The sequence below is a fragment of the Nonomuraea roseoviolacea subsp. carminata genome (assembly GCF_024172185.1).
GTDB lineage: Bacteria > Actinomycetota > Actinomycetes > Streptosporangiales > Streptosporangiaceae > Nonomuraea > Nonomuraea roseoviolacea.
The window spans coordinates 3,256,898-3,275,866 of record NZ_JAMZEC010000001.1 but is presented as its reverse complement, the minus strand read 5'-3'; the positions used below and the strand labels follow the sequence as shown (position 1 = coordinate 3,275,866).

22 protein-coding genes and 1 tRNA gene are annotated in these 18,969 nt (G+C 70.9%); 17 read left to right on the top strand and 6 right to left on the bottom strand.

Annotated features, from left to right (window positions below):
- Positions 1-72 precede the first annotated feature (72 nt).
- The 11 genes from HD595_RS15195 (at position 73) to HD595_RS15145 (ending at position 8,958) form a co-directional block, all read left to right on the top strand.
- The gene (locus tag HD595_RS15195) at positions 73-456 is read left to right on the top strand and encodes an RRQRL motif-containing zinc-binding protein (RefSeq protein ID WP_253769502.1); all 384 of its coding nucleotides are present in this window, start codon (positions 73-75) and stop codon (positions 454-456) included.
- Complete coding sequence (locus HD595_RS15190; protein ID WP_253769500.1) at positions 453-611, top strand: hypothetical protein; 159 nt, start codon at positions 453-455, stop codon at positions 609-611. Before HD595_RS15195 ends, HD595_RS15190 begins: the two co-directional genes overlap by 4 nt.
- A 3-nt stretch (positions 612-614) precedes the next feature.
- Positions 615-1,586, top strand: a complete 972-nt coding sequence (locus HD595_RS15185) for a hypothetical protein (RefSeq protein ID WP_253769498.1) — start codon at positions 615-617, stop codon at positions 1,584-1,586.
- A gap of 16 nt (positions 1,587-1,602) precedes the next feature.
- Positions 1,603-2,205, top strand: a complete 603-nt coding sequence (locus HD595_RS15180) for a hypothetical protein (protein ID WP_253769496.1) — start codon at positions 1,603-1,605, stop codon at positions 2,203-2,205.
- Positions 2,202-4,427 carry a P-loop NTPase family protein gene (locus tag HD595_RS15175; RefSeq protein ID WP_253769494.1) on the top strand — a complete coding sequence of 742 codons (2,226 nt, stop codon included), beginning with the start codon at positions 2,202-2,204 and terminating at the stop codon, positions 4,425-4,427. Before HD595_RS15180 ends, HD595_RS15175 begins: the two co-directional genes overlap by 4 nt.
- Before the next feature lie 185 nt (positions 4,428-4,612).
- Positions 4,613-4,915, top strand: a complete 303-nt coding sequence (locus tag HD595_RS15170) for a hypothetical protein (RefSeq protein WP_253769492.1) — start codon at positions 4,613-4,615, stop codon at positions 4,913-4,915.
- Entirely contained in the window at positions 4,912-5,286 is a 375-nt protein-coding gene (locus HD595_RS15165; protein WP_253769490.1) for a hypothetical protein, read from the top strand. The genes HD595_RS15170 and HD595_RS15165 overlap by 4 nt, the downstream gene beginning before the upstream one ends.
- The gene (locus tag HD595_RS15160) at positions 5,283-6,185 is read left to right on the top strand and encodes a bifunctional DNA primase/polymerase (protein WP_253769488.1); all 903 of its coding nucleotides are present in this window, start codon (positions 5,283-5,285) and stop codon (positions 6,183-6,185) included. Before HD595_RS15165 ends, HD595_RS15160 begins: the two co-directional genes overlap by 4 nt.
- A gap of 32 nt (positions 6,186-6,217) precedes the next feature.
- Complete coding sequence (locus HD595_RS15155; protein WP_253769486.1) at positions 6,218-7,405, top strand: DUF3631 domain-containing protein; 1,188 nt, start codon at positions 6,218-6,220, stop codon at positions 7,403-7,405.
- Positions 7,406-7,585: 180 nt separating this feature from the next.
- A complete protein-coding gene (locus HD595_RS15150; protein WP_253769484.1) occupies positions 7,586-7,813 on the top strand; it encodes a helix-turn-helix domain-containing protein in 228 nt (75 codons plus the stop codon).
- Positions 7,813-8,958: a tyrosine-type recombinase/integrase gene (locus tag HD595_RS15145; protein WP_253769482.1), complete on the top strand. Its 1,146-nt coding sequence runs from the start codon at positions 7,813-7,815 to the stop codon at positions 8,956-8,958. Before HD595_RS15150 ends, HD595_RS15145 begins: the two co-directional genes overlap by 1 nt.
- Before the next feature lie 91 nt (positions 8,959-9,049).
- On the opposite strand, the gene HD595_RS15140 is transcribed toward HD595_RS15145, so the two are convergent.
- Together HD595_RS15140 and HD595_RS15135 are read right to left on the bottom strand one after the other, a co-directional pair.
- A tRNA-Pro gene (locus HD595_RS15140) sits at positions 9,050-9,123 on the bottom strand.
- 83 nt (positions 9,124-9,206) lie between these two features.
- On the bottom strand, positions 9,207-10,070 hold the full coding sequence (locus HD595_RS15135) for a metallophosphoesterase (RefSeq protein WP_253781180.1): 864 nt from the start codon (positions 10,068-10,070) through the stop codon (positions 9,207-9,209).
- An 89-nt stretch (positions 10,071-10,159) separates the two neighbouring features.
- Here HD595_RS15135 and HD595_RS15130 point away from each other — a divergent pair, with 89 nt between their 5' ends.
- Positions 10,160-10,615 carry a GatB/YqeY domain-containing protein gene (locus tag HD595_RS15130; protein WP_253769481.1) on the top strand — a complete coding sequence of 152 codons (456 nt, stop codon included), beginning with the start codon at positions 10,160-10,162 and terminating at the stop codon, positions 10,613-10,615.
- Between the two features lie 152 nt (positions 10,616-10,767).
- Here HD595_RS15130 and HD595_RS15125 read toward each other — a convergent pair whose 3' ends face one another.
- The gene (locus HD595_RS15125; RefSeq protein WP_308211150.1) at positions 10,768-13,026 is read right to left on the bottom strand and encodes a transglycosylase domain-containing protein; all 2,259 of its coding nucleotides are present in this window, start codon (positions 13,024-13,026) and stop codon (positions 10,768-10,770) included.
- 279 nt (positions 13,027-13,305) lie between these two features.
- Here HD595_RS15125 and HD595_RS15120 point away from each other — a divergent pair, with 279 nt between their 5' ends.
- Positions 13,306-13,602: a WhiB family transcriptional regulator gene (locus HD595_RS15120; protein WP_148036282.1), complete on the top strand. Its 297-nt coding sequence runs from the start codon at positions 13,306-13,308 to the stop codon at positions 13,600-13,602.
- A gap of 39 nt (positions 13,603-13,641) precedes the next feature.
- On the opposite strand, the gene bagB is transcribed toward HD595_RS15120, so the two are convergent.
- Positions 13,642-14,790, bottom strand: a complete 1,149-nt coding sequence (gene bagB / locus HD595_RS15115; RefSeq protein ID WP_253769480.1) for an ATPase BagB — start codon at positions 14,788-14,790, stop codon at positions 13,642-13,644.
- Positions 14,787-15,788 (bottom strand): ATPase BagA, encoded by a 1,002-nt coding sequence (gene bagA, locus HD595_RS15110; RefSeq protein WP_253769479.1) that lies wholly within the window; start codon positions 15,786-15,788, stop codon positions 14,787-14,789. The genes bagB and bagA overlap by 4 nt, the downstream gene beginning before the upstream one ends.
- A gap of 77 nt (positions 15,789-15,865) precedes the next feature.
- Between bagA and HD595_RS15105 the strand changes: the two genes are divergently transcribed.
- From HD595_RS15105 to HD595_RS15090, 4 genes are all read left to right on the top strand, one after another.
- Positions 15,866-16,021, top strand: a complete 156-nt coding sequence (locus HD595_RS15105; RefSeq protein ID WP_193318817.1) for a Sp36 family protein — start codon at positions 15,866-15,868, stop codon at positions 16,019-16,021.
- A complete protein-coding gene (locus HD595_RS15100) occupies positions 16,018-16,476 on the top strand; it encodes a RidA family protein (protein ID WP_253769478.1) in 459 nt (152 codons plus the stop codon). The genes HD595_RS15105 and HD595_RS15100 overlap by 4 nt, the downstream gene beginning before the upstream one ends.
- 60 nt (positions 16,477-16,536) lie before the next feature.
- Positions 16,537-17,376 (top strand): NUDIX hydrolase, encoded by an 840-nt coding sequence (locus HD595_RS15095; RefSeq protein ID WP_253769477.1) that lies wholly within the window; start codon positions 16,537-16,539, stop codon positions 17,374-17,376.
- A 78-nt stretch (positions 17,377-17,454) separates the two neighbouring features.
- Positions 17,455-18,246 (top strand): MBL fold metallo-hydrolase, encoded by a 792-nt coding sequence (locus tag HD595_RS15090; RefSeq protein WP_253769476.1) that lies wholly within the window; start codon positions 17,455-17,457, stop codon positions 18,244-18,246.
- Here the strand turns inward: HD595_RS15090 and HD595_RS15085 are convergent.
- A complete protein-coding gene (locus tag HD595_RS15085; RefSeq protein ID WP_175591029.1) occupies positions 18,228-18,959 on the bottom strand; it encodes a Crp/Fnr family transcriptional regulator in 732 nt (243 codons plus the stop codon). The genes HD595_RS15090 and HD595_RS15085 overlap by 19 nt on opposite strands.
- Positions 18,960-18,969 lie beyond the last annotated feature (10 nt).

Genomic DNA, 18,969 nt, shown 5'->3' with positions numbered 1-18,969 from the left:
GCCGGCCGGTAACGGGCTCGCGTTGTCGGCCACCTGCCCCACCTGCAACGGCACGGGCCGGAAGTAGCGCTGATGAGTCGCATTCGCGCCGCGTTCTGGGACCCGTCCGGCGCCCGGTACAGCATCCCCACCTACCCGTGGCAGATGGCGCCGCCGCACCTGCTCACGTTGCGCCAGCTGGCAGCGCGCGGGCTGCGGCCTGCCGGGCAGGGCGTGCAAGCGCAGATCCTGTGGCGCTCGCGCCGCTACCGCGCCCCCGGCGGTGTTCGCGCCGCCTACCTGTACGACGTGCGGTTCGCGCTCCCGAAGCGCACGCCGAGTCCCGCTCAGCTCGCCGCGCTGGACAAGGCGAACACCGCCCGCCGCACCTGCCCGACCTGCCTGCGTGACGCCGGTTACGTGCTGCCGCGCCACCTGGGCACCTGCCTGGACTGCGCTGAGGAGCGTGCCGCATGAAGCCCGAAGACACCCGCGTGTGGCGCAAAGGCCTGCGCACCGCCACCAAGGCGAACCAGGCCGGACGCCCCCGCACACGCCCGACCAAGACCCGAGCGGACCGCGCGAAGGACCGGCGCAGGCCCTTCCGCGTCACCGCCTGTCTGGAGGACTGACCGATGACCTTCACGACCCCGGCGTCCGATCCCGCACCGGAGCCGACCCCTGATGAGATCTCGCGCGGCATGGCGGCGCTGGAACGCCACCTCAGCGAGCAAGCCCCCACGCCCTCGCCGCCGGCACGTCCGGTGGAGGGGGAGACCAAGCGCGTGCAGCAGCTGCGCGCGGAGGTGGCCGAAGCGCACCTGCTGGCCGACCTGCAAGACGACGACGCGCCGCTGCTGCTGGACACCGACAAGGTCCGCAAGCGGCGCAAGGCCGCTCAGCAGGCCGCCCGCTTGCACGAGCTGGCCCAAGACCCGGCTATGCGCGCCTGGCAGGCCGCCCGGATGCGGCGCGCCCTGGTCAGCTTCGCCCTGGTGGCGCTCGCTCTGGCGCTGGCCTGGTCCACTGCCGGCGTGCAGCACTTCGCCGCCGAGGGCGCCGACCCCTGGTCGCCCGGCTGGGTCTTCGCCTGGCTGGTCGAACCGTTCATGTCCCTGGCCCTGCTGGTCGTCGTCGGCGCTCGCGCCTACCTCGGCACCCGCGGGCACCCCCTCGACAACCCGAAGCTGATCCGGATCGAGTGGCTGTTCCTCGGGCTGACGCTCGGCATGAACGCCTGGCCCTACCTGCCCTGGACCGCCGACACGTTCTCGTTCTCGCGGCTGGTGCTTCACGTGCTCGGGCCGATCGTCGCGGTGGCCATCGTCACCGCCCTGCCGATCATCCTGGCCGCCTTCACCCACCTGGATCACGGCCACACCGGTACGGGGGGTACTGGCCCGAAGTACAGGGCAAACACGCGCCCCGAGTACACCCAGCACGGCCCCGACATCGACGTGCTGGCAGCCCGCGTGCGACGGCTGATCACGGCCGGAGACCTGCCCGCCGACCCTGGCATCCACAAGATCCGGACCGCGCTCGGCTGCGGCACCGACACTGCCCGCGCCGTCCAGAAGGCCCTGACCCGCCCCGCGATCACCGACTGAAAGGAGGTAACACCTGATGTTCATCCTCGCCGTCAGTGCGACCCTGCTCGCGCTGGCTGTCCCGCTGTCCTTCCTCGTGCGGATGCTGGCCTTCGGACACCAGGACCGAGCCGAGATCCGCGCCCGGATGTCCGCCTACCGCCGCACCCGCCGCAAGGAGATGTCCAGCGAGCCCGACCTGCTGCCCTCTGACGACTTCGACGCCAGCAACGCCGCCGACCTGGCCGCGCTCGCCAAGCTGACCGGCCAGCCCACCGGCGTCGGCGACCACACCCCGGCCGACCTGCTGGTCACGCTGCGAGCCGTGCACGCCGAGATGCTGCGCCGCAAGAACAGCCACCAGCTGCTCTGCCTGGAGCTGTCCGACCTCGACCAGGCCGAGCGACTGTTCGCCGACCCCGGCCCCGAGGGCACCGAGGCCCGGCTGCTGGGTCGCCGCCTCACCACCGAGGGCTACATGGTCGGTGTCTGCGTGGTCGCCGACTACGGCCCCAACGAGCTACCCGACGACACCGACGAGACCGACGACACGCAGGGCGCGGCCCCAACTCCGCCAAGAACCGTGACCGCGCCCTGCCACCCCGCCCGCTCCAACGGACACGAGGTGCCCACATCATGACGCACGAGCCGTTCAACCCCGACGACCACCCCAACCAGTCCAACCTCAACGGCGCGACGGTGGTGGACCTGGACACCGCCCGTGACAGCCGGACCACGACCACTCAGCCCCTCACCCCGCCCACGCAGGCACCCGAGGACGACCCGGCCCCGGTCGCCCGGCGCACCAACGCCCGCGACACCTCCTATGAGATCGAGCTGGATGAGGCGCCGCCCGCCGACACCATGCCGATCCCGGTGGACCTGCCCGACTCCGCCACGCCGGCATCTGCGCCGGTCGAAGGACGACGGCCGATCATCCCCGACAGCCTGCACCGCGCCAACCTCGCCGCCACTCTCCGCGCGGCGGCGGCCAGGTGGGCGTACGTCGCGGGCTTCCACGCGGTGCGCTCGCCGTGGTACGCCGTTCAGGTCGCCTTCTGGGCCACGATTGGCGTGTTCCGGCTGGTCGGGCGGCAACTGCGCTGGTGGTGGGTCAACGAACAGTACGTGCTGCTCCAGCAGGCCGCCTCCGACAACGACCCGGCGATGTGGCTCAAGCTGCACAAGGAGGGCAAGGCCACCCGCCGCTGGCGCGGGGTCGCCCTGTTCTTCCAGTTCATCGCCCTGACCGTCGCCGCGTTCGTGGTCGCCGCTCTGCCCTGGCAGGGACAGGCCGCCGTCGCCGCCGTGCTGGTGCCGGTTCTGGCCCGCTACGGACGCCCGGCAGGGCGGGCCATCGTGTCCAGCGCCGTGGTCACCCGCCGCTACCGCAAGCTCAACAGCGACATCGTGCTGCGGGCGTACTACGCCGCCGGGCTCGGGCACCCGGACAAGCCCAACCAGCAGATCGAGTTCGGCACCGCCATGGCCCGCGAGGGCAACGGCTCCAAGGTGCTGGTCAACCTCCCGTACGGCAAGACCTTCGCCGACGCGGTCAACGCCCGCGAGAAGATCGCATCCGGCCTGGACGTGGCGCTCGCGCAGGTCACCATCTCCCGCGACCCCGAGTCGCACCGCTCGCACTGGCTGTGGGTCGCCGACGCCGACCCGCTCGCCACACCGGCGGGCCGCACACCGCTGCTGGCCTGCAAGCCCACCGACATCTGGCAGCCCGCCCCGCTGGGACTGGACGAGCGCGGACGCGCGGTCACGCAGCTCATGCTGTGGACGTCCATCCTGGTCGGCGCTCAGCCGCGGCAGGGCAAGAGCTTCACCGCCCGCCTGCTGGCCCTGTACGCCGCCCTCGACCCGTACGTCCGCCTCGACGTGTTCGACGGCAAGGGCTCGCCGGACTGGCGCAAGTTCGCCCTGGTGGCGCACTCGTGCTCGTTCGGGTTCACCCCGTCGCGCGACGGCGACCCGCTGGAGATCTTCGTGCAGACCCTCAGGGACCTCAAGGCCGACGTCCAGACTCGCTACCAGAAGCTCTCTGAGCTGCCGGTGGACATCTGCCCCGAGGGCAAGCTGACCCGCGAGATCGCCCGCGACCCGAAGTACGGAATGCCGGTCCGGCTCGTGGTGATCGATGAGGTCCAGGAGTACTTCGACACCGGCGACAAGGAGCTGAACAAGGAGATCGCCACGCTGCTGGTCTACCTGGTCAAGGTGGCCCCGGCGGCCGGCGTCATCGTGGTGGACGCCACGCAGAAGCCCGGCGGCGTCGGCACCGGCGACGCCGCGACCGCCTTCACCAGCTTCCGCGACAACCACCAGGTGCGCATCGCCCTGCGCACCGGCTCGTGGCAGGTCTCCGACCTGGTGCTCGGGTCCGGCGCCTACTCCGAAGGGTTCGACTCCTCCGCCCTGCTGCCGTCCTACAAGGGCGTGGGCATCCTGCGCGGCGCTGGGGACGACACTCCGACCGTGCGCTTCCACCTGGCCGACGCCGAAGACGCCGAGAAGATCCTCCAGTGCGCGCGCAAGCTGCGCGAGCGCGCCGGAACGCTGTCCGGCATGGCCGCCGGGCAGGCCGCCATCCGTGAGATGCGGGACGTGCTGGCCGACACCCTGACCGTCTTCCAGCCCGGCGAGAGCGGCCTGCCGTGGGCCGTCATCGCCACCCGCCTGGCCGAGCGGATCGCCGAGCACTACGCCGACCTCACCGCCGAGGCCGTCTCAGCTCAGCTGCGCGCGCTCGGGGTGCCGAGCGTGGACATCAAGCGGGACGGCAAGGCGCTCAAGGGCGCCAAGAAGGCCGCCATCACCGCCGCCATCTCCCGCCGGGAGACCACCACCAGATAGCCGACACTCGCGCCCGGCGAATCCCCTCAGGGCGGTTCGCCGGGTCGCGAAACACCCGCGACCGGTCGCGGCGGCGCGACCCGCCCCGCGACCATCCAAACGACCTCTGACCAGCCCGAATATCCGCAGGTCGCGGGTAGCGGGCTCGGCCTTCCACGCCTAAAACCAGCTTTGGGAGCCCTGCCATGACCCACCCGGCCGCGACCGCGACCACCCACCCCGCGACCCTGATCGCGACCCTTCCGCCCCTGTCCGTCGTCCTCGCCGCGCTCGCCCTCGGGGCGCTGCTGTGGGGGCTCGGCTACGCCACCGCGTGCGCTGTCACCCCGTTCGGACGCTGCCGCCACTGCAACGGCCACGGCAAGTCCATCAAGCCCAACGGGCGCGTCAAGCGGTGGTGCCGCCGCTGCGACGGCACCGGCCTACGCCTGCGCATCGGCCGGCGCCTGTTCAACTACCTGCGCCGCCTGCACCGGGACGCGAGATGACCACCCTGCCGCAGTACCCGTTCGGCAGGGAACCGCTGCTGGCCTATCAGGGCAACCTCTACCGACTGATCCAGGGCCGCATCTTGCTCCACTGGGACAAGCCCCCACGCCCGGTGCTGCGTCACCGCGTCGGCTGCGTGCTGTGCTGCGACGTCCGCGTCCAGGGGCGCCCCGGCAGCCCACCGCGCCACCCCAAGAACTGCACCAACTGCCTGGCCTACACCGGGCCGCGCCCGGACCCGTGCTGGACCTGCGGCAAAACCGCCCACTTCCACGACGACGACGGGCGGCCCACACACAAAGTCTGTCTGGAGACAGCCATCACCCTCGCCATCCTCACCGACGCCGAACGCGCACGAGGTGCCGCATGAACCTGACCCGCTACGCGCTGGCCGCCGCCGCACGCGGCTGGCACGTCTTCCCCGTCGCCATCGGCGACAAGCCGCCCGCCCGCGGCTTCACCGACTGGGAAGCCAACGCCACCACCGACCCCGGCCTGATCCGCCGCTGGTGGACACGAGCCCCGTACAACATCGGCATCGCCTGCGGCCCCTCCGGCCTGGTCGTGGTGGACCTCGACACCCCGAAACCCGGAATGGAGGGGCTTCGCCCCCCGCCCCCTTGGGACCTGCCGGGGGTGACCGAAGGCGCGGACGTGCTCGCCGTCCTGTGCGAGCGCGCCGGCGAGCCGTTGCCGTTCGAGACGTTCACCGTGCGGACCCGGCGCGGGGGCACTCACCTGTACTTCACCGCCCCGGACGGTGTCCGGCTCGGCAACACCGAGGGCGACAAGGGCAACGGGCTGGGCTGGCTGATCGACACCCGCGCCCACGGCGGCTACGTGCTCGGACCGGGCAGCCACGTGGACCTCCCGGACGGCACTGGCAGCTACGAGGTGCTGCACAATGCGCCCCCGGCCCCGCTGCCCCCCTCCCTGTTACAGCAGCTTGTCCCCGCGCCCCGTCCGACGCCGCAGCCCACCGTCCTGACGCTGCCCGACGACCGGCGCGGCGCCTACCTGCGCTCCGCCGTCACCCGCGAACTCGAACGCGTCGCCTCCGCCCCGGTCGGTTCGCGCAACGGCGCGCTCTACCTGGCGGCCATCGCCCTCGGGCAACTGGTCGCCGGGGGCGTGCTGGACGAGTGGGAGGTGACAACCCTGCTGGAACAGGGAGGGGGAGACGCCGGACTTACCCCCGCCGAAACCCGCCAGACCATCGCATCCGGCCTGCGCGCGGGCGCCAAACGGCCCCGCACCCTCGCCGCATGACCGCACCACGGCACTTCGGGAGCACTGATCTCGTGAACCAACCCATCACCCACGGCGCGACCCTGCTGGACGCCCTGCTGGCCGCGCTCACCCGCTACGTCATCCTGCCGACCCCACAGGCCGCGCACGCCGTCGCGCTGTGGATCGCCGCCACCCACGCCCAACCCGCCTGGCCGCACGCTCCCCGGCTCGTGATCCGCGCCCCGGAGAAGCGCTGCGGCAAGTCCCGGCTGCTCGACATCGTGGAAGCCACCTGCCACGAGCCGTTCATCACCGTCAACTCCTCCAGCGCCGCCGTCTACCGCTCCATCACCGACGACCCGCCCACGCTGCTGGTCGATGAGGCCGACACGATCTTCGGCCCGAAGGCCGACGGTAACGAGGACCTTCGCGGGCTGCTCAACGCAGGTCACCAGCGCAACCGACCCGCCAAGCGCTACGACGCCAACACCGGACGCGTCGAATCCATCCCGACCTTCGCCATGGCCGCACTCGCAGGGATCGGAGCCATGCCCGACACCATCGAAGACCGCGCCGTCGTCGTCCGCATGCGCCGCCGCGCCCCCGGCGAAACCGTCGCGCCCTACCGCCACCGCCGCGACCGGCCCCCGCTGCGCCAGCTGGCAGCCGACCTGCGCACCTGGCTGCGCGCCGACCTGGCCACACTGGAACAAGCCGAACCCGCCATGCCCGTGGAAGACCGCGCCGCCGACACCTGGGAACCCCTCATCGCCGTGGCCGACCACGCCGCCGGCCACTGGCCCGACCGAGGACGCGCCGCCGTGCTCGCCCTCACCGCGGACGCCGACGACAACGGCCAGACCTCCACCAGGGTCCGGCTCCTGACCGACTGCCGCACCGCCTTCGGCAACGATCCCGCCCTGCCCACCGCCACCCTGCTGGACAGGCTCAAGGCCGACCCCGAAGCGCCCTGGGCCGACTACGGCCCGGCCGGCCTGACCGCGATGAAGCTCGGCACCGTCCTGCGCGAGTACGACATCCGCTCGGCCAACATCCGCTTCACGGACGGCAGTCAGGCCAAGGGCTACCAGCGCGCTGACTTCCTCGACGCGTGGGCGCGCTACTGCCCCGCCTCCAAGGCGCCGGACACCGATCAGACCAGCGAAATCCCGCTGTTCGAGGGGGGTAGCCGTCCCAGCCGTCCCAGCCTCGTCATCGCAGGTCAGAGCGGGACGGCTTCCAACCGTGGGACGGCTTAGCCGTCCCAGCCAAACAAGCCGTCCCAGCCTGACCAGCACAAATGAGCCTGGGACGGCTGGGACGGCTACCCCTCCCCGAACCGTCCGCCTCGCCAGATCACGCCACAGAAAGCGGCCCTGCCGGAAGCGCCGGCAAGCAGAAACCGGCAGGGTCACACCTCTCAGAGAGGCATCCCCATCATGACCACCGCCACGATGCGCACCCGATCCGACTCCGCCGACGACCTGGAGCTCTACCGCATCCCCGACGCCATGCGCCTGCTGCGTATGAGCCGAACCGTCATCTACGAACAGCTCCGCACCGGACGCCTGCGCTCGGTCAAGCAAGGCCGCGCCCGGCTGATCACCGCGAACGGTATTCGCGACTACATCGCCCTGCTGGAGAAGGAAGCACAGGAGGCAGCCTGATGACCAAGCGACGCAGCAGAGGAGACGGCGGGCTCCACTGGGACGCCAAGCGCCAGCGCTGGATCGCGACCGCGAGTCTCGGCTACGCCCCGGATGGCAAGCGGATCGTCAAGCGAGGAAGCGGCAAGACCAAGACCGAGGCCAAGAACAAGCTCAAGGAAGTCCTCCGGGACTACGAGGACGGCCTGGCCATCGCCCCGAGCGACTACACCGTCGAACGAGCGGTCAAGGACTGGCTGACGTACGGGCTCAATGGGCGTGACCCTGCCACGGTCACCGCCTGCACGATCCTGTGTAAGACCCACATCATCCCCGCCCTGGGCGCGCGGAAGCTCCGCGACCTGACCGCTGAGGACGTCGACAAGTGGCTCGCCACCAAGGGAAAGACCCTTAGCACCCGCACCTTGCAGGGACTCCATGGCTGCCTGAACCGCGTGATCAAGCGGGCGATGGCGCGGGACAAGGTGAAGCGAAACGTGGTGGCGCTGTGCTCAGTTCCCAAGGGCAAGCAGGGCCGGCCATCCAAGGCCCTGACGTTCGCGCAGGCGGAAGCCGTGCTGAAGGCGGCCGAAGGTTCCCGCATGTACGCCTACATCGTGCTCTCGCTGCTTACCGGGGCTCGTACAGAGGAGCTGCGGGCGCTCACATGGGACCATGTGGACCTCGATGGCGCCCCGGACGCCATCCCAGCCGTCCCTCCACACGTGGCCGTCTGGCGCTCTGTGAGAGCCGGGGGAGACACCAAGACCCGGAAGTCCCGCCGTACCCTCGCTTTGCCCAAGCGGTGTGTGGATCTCCTCCGGCAGCATCGGGAGGCGCAGCAACGCGAGCAAGGCGACGCATGGTCGGAGAGCGGACTGGTGTTCGTGTCCGCCACGGGCACGCCCTTGGACGCTGCCAACGTCCGGCGGGACTTCCGCAACGCCATCAAGGATGCGGAAGGCGTGGACCCGAGGAAGTGGACGCCTCGCGAACTCCGCCACAGCTTCGTCTCGTTGCTCTCGGACAACGGCATCCCGTTGGAGGAGATCTCCAGGCTTGTGGGCCACAGCAGTACGGCAGTCACTGAGGCCGTCTATCGGAAGCAGATCCGCCCGGTTCTCCAGGGCGGGGCAGTCGCCATGGACCGCATCTTCGAGGACTGATCGAGAACCGTAGTCACGCAGTTAGTCACGCGACAAACAGAGAAGGCCACTTCCAATCTCTGGAAGTGGCCTTTCACCTGCGGCAACTGTGTCGGGGTGGCGGGATTTGAACCCACGACCTCTTCGTCCCGAACGAAGCGCGCTGCCAAGCTGCGCTACACCCCGGTGCACGCCGTCTTGCTCGTGCTTGGGAAAGTCTAGCGGACTTCGCGGGTGCTTGTGACGCCGTAGCCCGACCTCCGTATGGCTCAGCGGCGGGGGACGAGGGTCAGGAGCGTCGCCTCCGGGAAGCAGGCGAAGCGCACCGGGGCGTACGGCGAGGTGCCCAGGCCGGCCGAGACGTGCAGCCAGGCCGAGTCGTGCCGGCTCAGGCCCTTGACCCGGGCCCGGTCGATGCCGCAGTTGGTGACCAGCGCGCCGTAGAAGGGGACGCAGAGCTGCCCGCCGTGCGTGTGGCCCGCCAGCAGGAGCTGGTAGCCGTCGGCCGCGAACCTGGTCATGTTGCGCGGCTCCGGCGAGTGCATGACGCCGAGTCGCAGGTCGGCGTCGGCCGGCGCCGGGCCCGCGACCAGGTCGTAGCGGTCGCGGTCGATGTGGGAGTCGTGGATGCCCGCCACCGCCACGTCGAGGTCGCCGACCTTGATCCGGGCCGTGGTGTTGTTCATGTCGAGCCAGCCCTCGGCGGCCATGCCGGCGCCCAGCTCCTCCCACGGCAGCGACGGCACGTGCTGGCGGCGGTCGTTCTTGGACGTGCGCCACAGGTAGCGGGCCGGGTTCTTGGGCTTGGGCGCGTACAGGTCGTTGGAGCCGTACACGAACAGGCCCGGGCGCGACAGCAGCGGCTCCAGGGCGTACAGCAGCGACGGGACGGCGTCGGGGTGGGCGATCGAGTCGCCGGTGTTGACGACCAGGTCGGGCTCCAGCGCCCCCAGCGAGCGCACCCACTTGATGAGCATGTCGCGGCGCGGCGTCAGGTGGAGGTCGGACAGGTGGAGGACCCGCACCGGCCGCCGGCCGGGCTCCAGGACCGGCACGTCGAAGCGGCGCAGCCGGAACCAGTTGCGCTCGACGACGGAGGCGTAACCCAGCCCGGCCAGGCCGAGACCGAGCATGGACAGGGGTACTGAGACGGCTTTCCTCACGTACTCATGATGCCCGACAACGGGCACGTGCCGTCCGGCCAGACGGCAAGATGGACGTCATGAGCGCATTGAAGGACAAGCTGAAGGCCGATCTCACGGCTTCGTTGAAGGGCCGGGACGAGGTACGTCTCCGGACGATTCGGATGGCACTGGCCGCGGTGAACGTCGAGGAGGTCGCCGGCAAGGAGGCTCGGCAGCTCTCCGACGACGAGGTCGTCAAGGTGCTGACCAAGGAGGCCAAGAAGCGGCGCGAGGCGGCCGAGGCGTTCCGCGGCGCCGGCCGGGCCGAGCAGGCCGACGCCGAGCTGGCCGAGATGGCGGTGCTGGAGGAGTACCTGCCCGCGCAGCTCAGCGACGAGGAGCTGCGGGCGCTCGTCGACGAGGCCGTCGCGGAGACTGGCGCGGCCGGGCCCCAGGCGATGGGCCAGGTCATGAAGGCGGTCAACCCGAAGGTCGCCGGGCGCGCCGAGGGCGGCCGGGTCGCCGCCGCGGTCCGCGCGCGCCTGGCCCAGTAGGCCGCTCCACGAGCGGGCCGGTCTTCGGACAGGCCCGCGGGCCGGTCCTCGGAAAAGGCCGCAGGCGGGTCCAGGAGGGCCCGTGGCGGGCATGCGAGAGGCCTCCGCCCCAGGGGACGGAGGCCTCCGGCCGGATCAGCCTGGGGGCGGGCTCAGCGGCCGCGCCTCATCTGGTCCTCGGTGATGGTCTGCGGCGTCTGCCGGGGGTCGGTCGTGCCGTTGTCGCCGCCGCGGCCACGCCGGCGGCCGTTGCCCGGATCGCCCTGGTCGCCCTGGTCGCGGTTGTCGAACTGGTCACGGAACTGGTCGAGGAGGTCCGTCGGGCCCTCGTCCTCCTGCTTCTTCTTCGGCTTGGGCGCGCAGTTGTCGCCGCAGCCGCCGAAACGCTCGTGGTTGACCGGGTTGAACTCGGGGGCCTCGACGCCCTTGAGCGCCCCCAGCATCGCCTGCTTCCAGATGCGGCCGGAGATCGTGGCGCCGTACACGTACTGGTAGGGGCGCCCGCCGATCGTGACGCCGATCAGCTTGTGCTTGAACGCGCCGCGCAGGTCGCCGAGGCTGACCGCGCTGGCCAGGTTCGGCGTGTAGCCGGCGAACCAGGCGGCGGTGTAGTCGTCGGTGGTGCCGGTCTTGCCGGCGGCGTCGCGGCCGATGCCGCCGACCTCCTGCATGGTGCCCTTGGTGAAGACCCCCGACAGGATGCCGCTGACGGCGTCGGCGACCTCGGGGTCCATGACCTTCGAGCACTTGGGCTTGAACTGCTTGGCCTTGCCGTACCGGTCCTTGATCTCGGTGATGGCGAGCGGCTTGCAGTACTGGCCGCGGGAGGCGAACACGGCGTAGCTGTTGGCCACGGTGACGGGGTCGACCTCGTTGATGCCGAGCGTGAACGTCTCGTACTCGCCGAGCTTGCCGCCGTCGGCGCGCTTGAGGCCGAGCCGCTTGGCCAGGTCGACCACCTTGCACAGGCCGACCCGCTCCTCCAGCTTCATGAAGAACGTGTTGACCGAGCCCCACGTGCCGGTCTGCAGGGTCTTGAAGCCGCCGCCGCCCTCGCTGGAGTTGCGCACCTCGTGGTTCGGGTCGCCGACCCGGTTGCCCTTGCAGTCGCGGAACGCGCCGTAGCTGGGGGCGGAGTAGCCGGCCGGGGACGGGAAGCCGTCGCCGTACTTGTAGCCCTCCTCCAGCGCCGCGGCCAGCGTGTACGCCTTGGCGGTCGAGCCCTGCTGGAACCCGACGCCGCCGCCGTGCTTGGCGTCGGCGACGATGTTGTAGCTGACCTCGTTCTTCTTCTTGTTGCCGCCGAACTTGCGCGAGGCGGCCATGGCCTTGATCTCACCCGTGCCCGGCACGATCATCGCCTGCGCGGCCGCGGGCTTGTCCTTGGTGCTGACGTACTCCTTGATCGCCTTCTCGGACGCCGCCTGCATCTTCGGGCTGATCGTGGTCTTGATCTCCAGGCCGCCGCGCTGGAGCAGCTTCAGGCGCTCCTGCGGGGTCTTGCCGAATGCGTCGTTGTTGAGGATCTCGTTCTGGACGTACATGCAGAAGTACGGGTACTTGCTCGCCTCGCAGCCGCCCGGCGCGGCGATGCCCTTGTAGCCGAGCTTCTTCTTCTTGGCGTCGGCCGCCTCCTGCGGAGTGATCTTGCCGAGCTGGGCCATCCGGTCGAGGACGGTGTTGCGCCGGTCGAGCAGCAGCTTCTGGGCCTTCTTGCCGACGCTCGGGTCGGTGCGGGCCGGGTTCTGCACGGCGCCGGCCAGGGTGGCGGCCTGGACGAGGTTGAGCTCGGAGGCGGGCTTGTCGAAGAACCTGCGGGAGGCGGCCTGGATGCCGTGGGCGCCCGCGCCGAAGTAGGCGATGTTGAGGTACTTCTCCAGGATCTGGTTCTTGGAGTACTTCTTCTCCATCGCCATCGCGTAACGCAGCTCGTTGAGCTTGCGCGACACGGTCGGGGCGATGGCCGCCTGCTGCTCCTCGGGCGTCTCGGCGGCGTTGACCAGCACCTGCTTGACGTACTGCTGGGTGATCGACGATCCGCCCTGGGTGACGCCGCCGGTCGTCATGTTCTTGACCAGCGCGCGCGCCGTGCCCTCGACGTCGATCGGGCCGTGCTGGTAGAAGCGGAAGTCCTCGATCGAGATCAGCGCCGTCTGCATGATCGGCGCGACCTTGTCCAGGGTCACCGACTGGCGGTTCTCGTAGTAGAACTGCGCGATCTGCTTGCCGTCGGCGTCGCGCAGGATCGTGCGCTCGGGAAGCGGAGGCTCTTCGAGGTTCTCCGGCTTGAGGTTGATCTCCTTCATCGCCGTGTTCGCGGTGATTCCCGCCCCGCCGACGGCGGGCAGCGCGATCGCGGCCGTCAGCACGCCCGCCGCCGCGCCGGCGGCGATCAGGCGCACGATGTTCACGAACGGTGAGGAACGATCTTTACCCTGAGCTTGCACAGCACCCAGGGTACGTCGAAAGGGTGACCTTATCGGTAACTCGATCACATTTCGCCTTGACTGACGGGGGTGACTAGTCATTCCCGGTCAACGGAGCGGCGAGAAATTGGTCCTCTGGGGTCTGTCGGCCCGAACGTCTAGTTGCGTACGTTCTCCTCTGCGGCAACTGAATACGGAGGCTCGGCGCCCGCGCCCGTCGGCCCCAAATGACGACTGACCACCTAAGGGGAGTGGGGTCGAAAAATGTGGATCACGGATTGGACCTCCCGTGCCGCCTGTCGTGGTGCGGACCCGGACGCGCTGTTCGTCCAGGGAGCCGCACAGAACAGGGCTAAGCTGATCTGCCGAGGATGCCCGGTCCGTACCGAATGCCTCGCCGATGCGCTGGACAACCGCATCGAGTTCGGGGTGTGGGGCGGTATGACGGAACGGGAACGCCGGGCCCTGCTGCGGCGGCGGCCTGACGTGGACTCGTGGCGCGAGCTGCTCGAGTCCGCCAAGGAAGAGTACGAGCGCACCAATGAGCTGATCGCGGGCTGAGCTGCCCGGAGTACGGCCGGCGTACGACGCCGGCCGTACTCATGCGCTCGCCAGGAGCTCTCCGATCTGGCGCAGACCCGCGAGATCGTGGACGTCCTCCGACATGGCGCGAACCTGGACGACCGGCACCGTGGGATGCGCGGAGACGAAGTGCTCCTGCTCCCGGTGCTCGCGAGCCACGAGTTGCATCCGGCCGGTGTGCAGCCGCAGCACGGCGGCGGTCAGCTCGTGCTCGCCACGCGACTCCAGGTCCTCGGCCGCGGCGGCGCTGCGGGCGGCGGACAGGCCGTTCGCGGGCGCGTCGTGGACGCGGTTCACGACCAGGCCGGCGAGGGGCATGCGCTCCTCGGCGAGCCGCTCGACGAAGTACGAAGCCTCGCGCATCGCGTCCCGCTCGGGCGCGGCCACGACGACGAACGCGGTGCCCGGCGCCTGGAGGAGCTTGTACGTCAGCTCCGCGCGCTGCCGGAAGCCGCCGAAGACGGCGTCGAGGGCCGAGACGAACGTCTGCAGGTCCTTGAGCACCTGCGCGCCGAGCAGCTTGGTCATGGCGCCCGCGACAAGCCCGAACCCGGCGTTGAGCAGCTTGAACGCGCTGCGCCCCCCAGCCTTGGCCGGGGCGGTCAGCAGCCGGATGAACCGGCCGTCGAGGAACCTGCCGAGCCGTTCCGGCGCGTCCAGGAAGTCCAGTGCGGAGCGGGACGGCGGCGTGTCCACCACGATCAGGTCCCACTCGTCGGAGCGGCGGAGCTGGCCGAGCTTCTCCATCGCCATGTACTCCTGCGTGCCGGAGAAGCTGGACGACAGCGACTGGTAGAAGGGGTTGGACAGGATCTGCCGGGCGCGCTCCGGGTCGGCGTGCGCCTCGATGATCTCGTCGAACGTCCGCTTCATGTCGAGCATCATGGCGTAGAGCTGGCCGCCGCCCTCGTGCCGGCTGACCAGCCGGGGCGTGTTGTCGAGCTCGGTGAGCCCCATCGACTGCGCGAGCCGCCTGGCCGGGTCGACGGTGAGCACGACCGCGCACCGGCCGCGCTCGGCCGCGCGCAGCCCCAGGGCGGCCGCCGTGGTGGTCTTGCCCACGCCGCCGGCCCCGCAGCAGACGATGATCCGGGTGCCCGGGTCGTCGATGATCGCGTCGATGTCGAGGGGGACGGGCCTGGCCGCGGATGTCCTCGCGTCCTTCACGCTGCTCCTTGGGTGCGGATGCTCTCGGCCAGCTCGTACAGGCCGGCCAGGTCGACGCCGTCGGCGAGCAGCGGCAGCTCGTAGCGCGGCAGCGCGGCCTCGGACAGCGCCTCGCGCTCCTCGTGCTCCAGCACGGCGCGGTGGGCGTACTCGACGACCTCGCCGGCCAGCGCCTCGGCCACCGAGTCGGCGTCGGCGCCGTCGGCGAGCCCGGCCGCCTTGAGGCCCAGCGCGAGCTCGGTGACGTCGAATCCGCCCTTGACAGCCTTGTCAAGCGCGGCCCGGGGGAGCTGGGACTCCCGCACCATGTTGATGAAGACGCCGCCGGCCGGCAGGCCCGCCTCGCGCAGTTCGGCGATGCCGTCGAGCGTCTCCTGCACCGGCATCTCCTCCAGCAGGGTGACGAAGTGGATCGCCGTCTCCGGGGACTTCACGACGCCGCTGACCAGGTCGGAGTGGTTCTTGATCGGGCCGACCCTGGCCAGGCCGGCGACCTCCTGGGTGACGTTGAGGAAGCGGGTGATGCGGCCCGTGGGCGGGGCGTCCAGCACGACGGCGTCGTACACGCGCTTGCCGTTCTTGCCGCGCCTGCGCACCGCCTCGGTGGTCTTGCCGGTGACGAGCACGTCGCGGAAGCCGGGGGCGACCGTGGTGGCGAAGTCGACGACGCCCATCTTGGTCAGCGCGCGACCGGCCCGGCGCATGCCGTAGAACATCTCCAGGTAGTCGAGCATGGCCTCCTCGGGGTCGACGGCCAGCGCGTAGACGTCGCCGCCCGACGGGGCCACGGCGATCTTGCGCTCCTCGTACGGCAGGGGCGGCAGGTCGAAGATCTGCGCGATGCCCTGACGGCCCTCGACCTCGACCAGCAGCACCTTGCGGCCACCGGCGGCGAGCGCGAGGGCGAGGGCGGCGGCCACCGTCGTCTTGCCGGTTCCGCCCTTGCCGGTGACGACGTGCAGGCGCACGCCGTCCCAATCGGTGTCCCGAGACTCCACGTTTCGAGGCTACCGAACGGTCACTTGCGGCCAGCCGACGCCTGCCCTTTGAGATTGCTCACATTAGTGTGGCCCCCATGAAGAAATGGGAGTATCTCACCGCCCCGGTGCTGATCCACAACACCAAGATGATCCTCGACAACTTCGGCGCCGACGGCTGGGAGCTGGTCCAGATCGTGCAGGGCGCCTCGCCGGAGCAGCTCGTCGCCTACTTCAAGAGGGAGAAGCCGTGACCCCGGAGCAGAGACTCGCCGAGCTCGGTCTGACGTTGCCCGAGGTCGTGCCGCCGCTGGCCGCGTACGTGCCGGCCGTGCGCACCGGTGACCTCGTCTACACCTCCGGCCAGGTGCCCCTGGTCGAGGGCAAGCTGCCGCTCGTGGGCAAGGTCGGCGCGGAGCTGACCGTGGACGAGGGTCGGGAGATGGCGCGGATCTGCGCGCTCAACGCCCTCGCCGCGCTCAAGTCCGAGGTGGGCGACCTGGGGAGGATCGTCCGGATCGTCAAGGCCGTGGTCTTCGTGGCGAGCGACCCGGGCTTCACCGGGCAGCCGCAGGTGGCCAACGGCGCGAGCGAGCTGCTGGCCGAGGTCCTGGGCGAGGCGGGGCGGCACGCGCGCAGCGCGGTCGGGGTGGCCTCGCTGCCGCTGGACGCGCCGGTCGAGGTGGAGCTGATCGCCGAGGTCTCCTGAGGCAAATGCCCCGGAACCGGATATGTCACGATGACCGAGTGGTGCTCTGAAGGAGGTCATGTGACAGGTCTTCCGCTTCCGGGCGATCTGGCGGCGCGTGCCCGGGACGTCCTGTCCGGTCGCGTCACGCCCGAGCCGCCGCGCGACTCCGCCACCGTGGTCGTGCTGCGCGAGGGGCCGGCCGGCCTGGAGGTCTACCTGCTGCGGCGGAAGTCGACCATGGCCTTCGCGGCGGGCGCGCACGTCTTCCCCGGCGGCGGGGTCGATCCGCGCGACACCGATCAGGCCGTCGCCTGGGCCGGCCCGTCCCCCGAGGAGTGGGGGCGGCTGCTCGGCGCGGACGAGCGGGTCGCGCGGGGGCTGGTGTGCGCGGCCGTACGGGAGACCTTCGAGGAGTGCGGCGTGCTCCTGGCAGGCCCCGACGAGCGGTCGGTGGTCGCCGACACCACCGGCGACGACTGGGAGGCCGACCGGCTCGCGCTCGTCGACCGGAGTCTCGCCTTCGCCGACTTCCTGTCCCGGCGCGGGCTCGTGCTCCGCTCCGACCTGCTCAAGCCGTGGGCCCACTGGATCACCCCGGAGATCGAGCCGCGGCGCTTCGACACCAGGTTCTTCGTCGCCGTGCTCCCCGAGGGGCAGCGCGCCCGCGACGTGGGCGGCGAGGCCGACCACGCCACCTGGCGGCGCCCGGCCGAGGCCCTCGACCGGGCCCGCGCGGGCGAGATCTTCCTGATGCCGCCGACGCACCGCACGCTGACCGAGCTGGCGGAGCTGGCGGAGCTGGCGGAGCCCGCGGAGCTCGACGGCGTGGAGGCCGTGCTGGCCGCCCCGCGCGAGATCGTCACGATCATGCCGCGCGTGGTCGAGGTCGGCGGCGAGCTGCGGCTGGTGGTCGCGTGAGCGGGCCGCGGTCGGGCGGGTCGCGGGCGGTGGTCGCGTGATCGCGCTGCGGTCGGGCGGGTGGCGGGCGGTGGTCGCGTGAGCGGGCTGCACATCCCGATCGGCACGCCCGACGGCTCGCGCACCGAGCACGCCGAGAACCTCCTCGCGCCCAACCCGTCGCTCATGACCCTCGACGGCACCAACACGTGGGTCGTCGGCGGCGCGGACGAGGTCGCCGTGATCGATCCGGGGCCCGACGACGAGCGTCACCTGCTCCGGGTCCGTGACCGCCTGGGGGAGCGCAGGGTGAGCGAGATCCTGCTCACCCACGGGCACGCCGACCACAGCGGCGGCGCCCGGCGCTTCGCCGAGCTGGTCGGCGCCCCCGTGCGCGCCCTCGACCCGCGTCACCGGCTGGGCGGCGAGGGGCTGGCCGACGGCGACGTGGTGACGGCCGGGGGCGTGGAGATCCACGTGTACGGCACGCCGGGGCACTCGTTCGACTCGCTGTGCTTCTGGCTGCCGGCCGACCGGGCGATGCTCACCGGCGACACCGTGCTCGGACGGGGCACCACCGTCATCGCCCCGGACGGCGGGCTGGCCGACTACCTGCGCAGCCTCGACCGGCTCCGGGCGACGGCCGAGAGCCTGGAGGCGCGGGCGCTGCTGCCCGGACACGGCCCGGTGCTGCCCGATCCGCTCGCCGCGCTCGACGGCTACCTCGCCCACCGGCGCGAGCGGCTGGACCAGATCAGGGCGGCGATGGCGCGGGGCGCGCGGACGCCGCGCGCCATCGTCGAGATCGTGTACGCGGACGTGGACCGCTCGCTGTGGCCCGCCGCCGAGATGTCGGTACGGGCCCAGCTCGACTACCTGGAGCGGTTGTAGAGGCGGTCCATGTCGAGGATCACCACAGCCTTGGCCTCGATACGCAGCCAGCCGCGCTGCGCGAAGTCGGCCAGCGCCTTGTTGACCGTCTCGCGGGAGGCGCCGACGAGCTGGGCCAGCTCCTCCTGGGTGAGGTCGTGGTGGACGCGCAGGCCGTCCTCGGTCTTGGTGCCGAACCGCTCGGCGAGGTCGAGGAGCTGCTTGGCCACCCGTCCGGGCACGTCGGTGAACACCAGGTCGGCCAGCACGTCGTTGGTGCGGCGCAGCCGCTGCGCCAGGGCGCGCAGCAGGTGGAGCGCCACCTCCGGGCGGCCGGTCAGCCAGGGGCGCAGGTCGTCGTGGCCGAGCCCGGCCAGCCGCACCTCGGTCAGGGCCGTGGCGCTGGCCGTGCGCGGCCGGGGGTCGAACAGCGACAACTCGCCGAACATCTCGCTGGGACCGAGCACGCTGAGCAGGTTCTCGCGGCCGTCGGGCGACTGGCGCGAGAGCTTGATCTTGCCTTCGAGGACGACGTAGAGCCGGTCGCCCGTCTCGCCCTCGTGGAAGAGGGTCTGCCCCTTCGACAGCTGGACCTCGGTGATGCTCGTGCGCAGCGCCGCTGCGCTCTCGCGGTCGAGCGCGGCGAACAGGGGGGCCTTGCCCAGCACATCTTCGGTGTTCACTCTGCCTCCTCTGCTGCCATTGTGACGCACCCCACTGAAGGCGCCGCACATAGGCTAGGGG

Bases quoted from the DNA above. Each gene is read 5' to 3' on its own strand.
- HD595_RS15195 (WP_253769502.1), top strand. From the start codon at position 73: ATGAGTCGCATTCGCGCCGCGTTCTGGGACCCGTCCGGCGCCCGGTAC.
- HD595_RS15190 (WP_253769500.1), top strand. From the start codon at position 453: ATGAAGCCCGAAGACACCCGCGTGTGGCGCAAAGGCCTGCGCACCGCC.
- HD595_RS15185 (WP_253769498.1), top strand. From the start codon at position 615: ATGACCTTCACGACCCCGGCGTCCGATCCCGCACCGGAGCCGACCCCT.
- HD595_RS15180 (WP_253769496.1), top strand. From the start codon at position 1,603: ATGTTCATCCTCGCCGTCAGTGCGACCCTGCTCGCGCTGGCTGTCCCG.
- HD595_RS15175 (WP_253769494.1), top strand. From the start codon at position 2,202: ATGACGCACGAGCCGTTCAACCCCGACGACCACCCCAACCAGTCCAAC.
- HD595_RS15170 (WP_253769492.1), top strand. From the start codon at position 4,613: ATGACCCACCCGGCCGCGACCGCGACCACCCACCCCGCGACCCTGATC.
- HD595_RS15165 (WP_253769490.1), top strand. From the start codon at position 4,912: ATGACCACCCTGCCGCAGTACCCGTTCGGCAGGGAACCGCTGCTGGCC.
- HD595_RS15160 (WP_253769488.1), top strand. From the start codon at position 5,283: ATGAACCTGACCCGCTACGCGCTGGCCGCCGCCGCACGCGGCTGGCAC.
- HD595_RS15150 (WP_253769484.1), top strand. From the start codon at position 7,586: ATGACCACCGCCACGATGCGCACCCGATCCGACTCCGCCGACGACCTG.
- HD595_RS15145 (WP_253769482.1), top strand. From the start codon at position 7,813: ATGACCAAGCGACGCAGCAGAGGAGACGGCGGGCTCCACTGGGACGCC.
- HD595_RS15135 (WP_253781180.1), bottom strand. From the start codon at position 10,070: ATGCTCGGTCTCGGCCTGGCCGGGCTGGGTTACGCCTCCGTCGTCGAG.
- HD595_RS15130 (WP_253769481.1), top strand. From the start codon at position 10,160: ATGAGCGCATTGAAGGACAAGCTGAAGGCCGATCTCACGGCTTCGTTG.
- HD595_RS15120 (WP_148036282.1), top strand. From the start codon at position 13,306: ATGTGGATCACGGATTGGACCTCCCGTGCCGCCTGTCGTGGTGCGGAC.
- HD595_RS15105 (WP_193318817.1), top strand. From the start codon at position 15,866: ATGAAGAAATGGGAGTATCTCACCGCCCCGGTGCTGATCCACAACACC.
- HD595_RS15085 (WP_175591029.1), bottom strand. From the start codon at position 18,959: ATGTGCGGCGCCTTCAGTGGGGTGCGTCACAATGGCAGCAGAGGAGGC.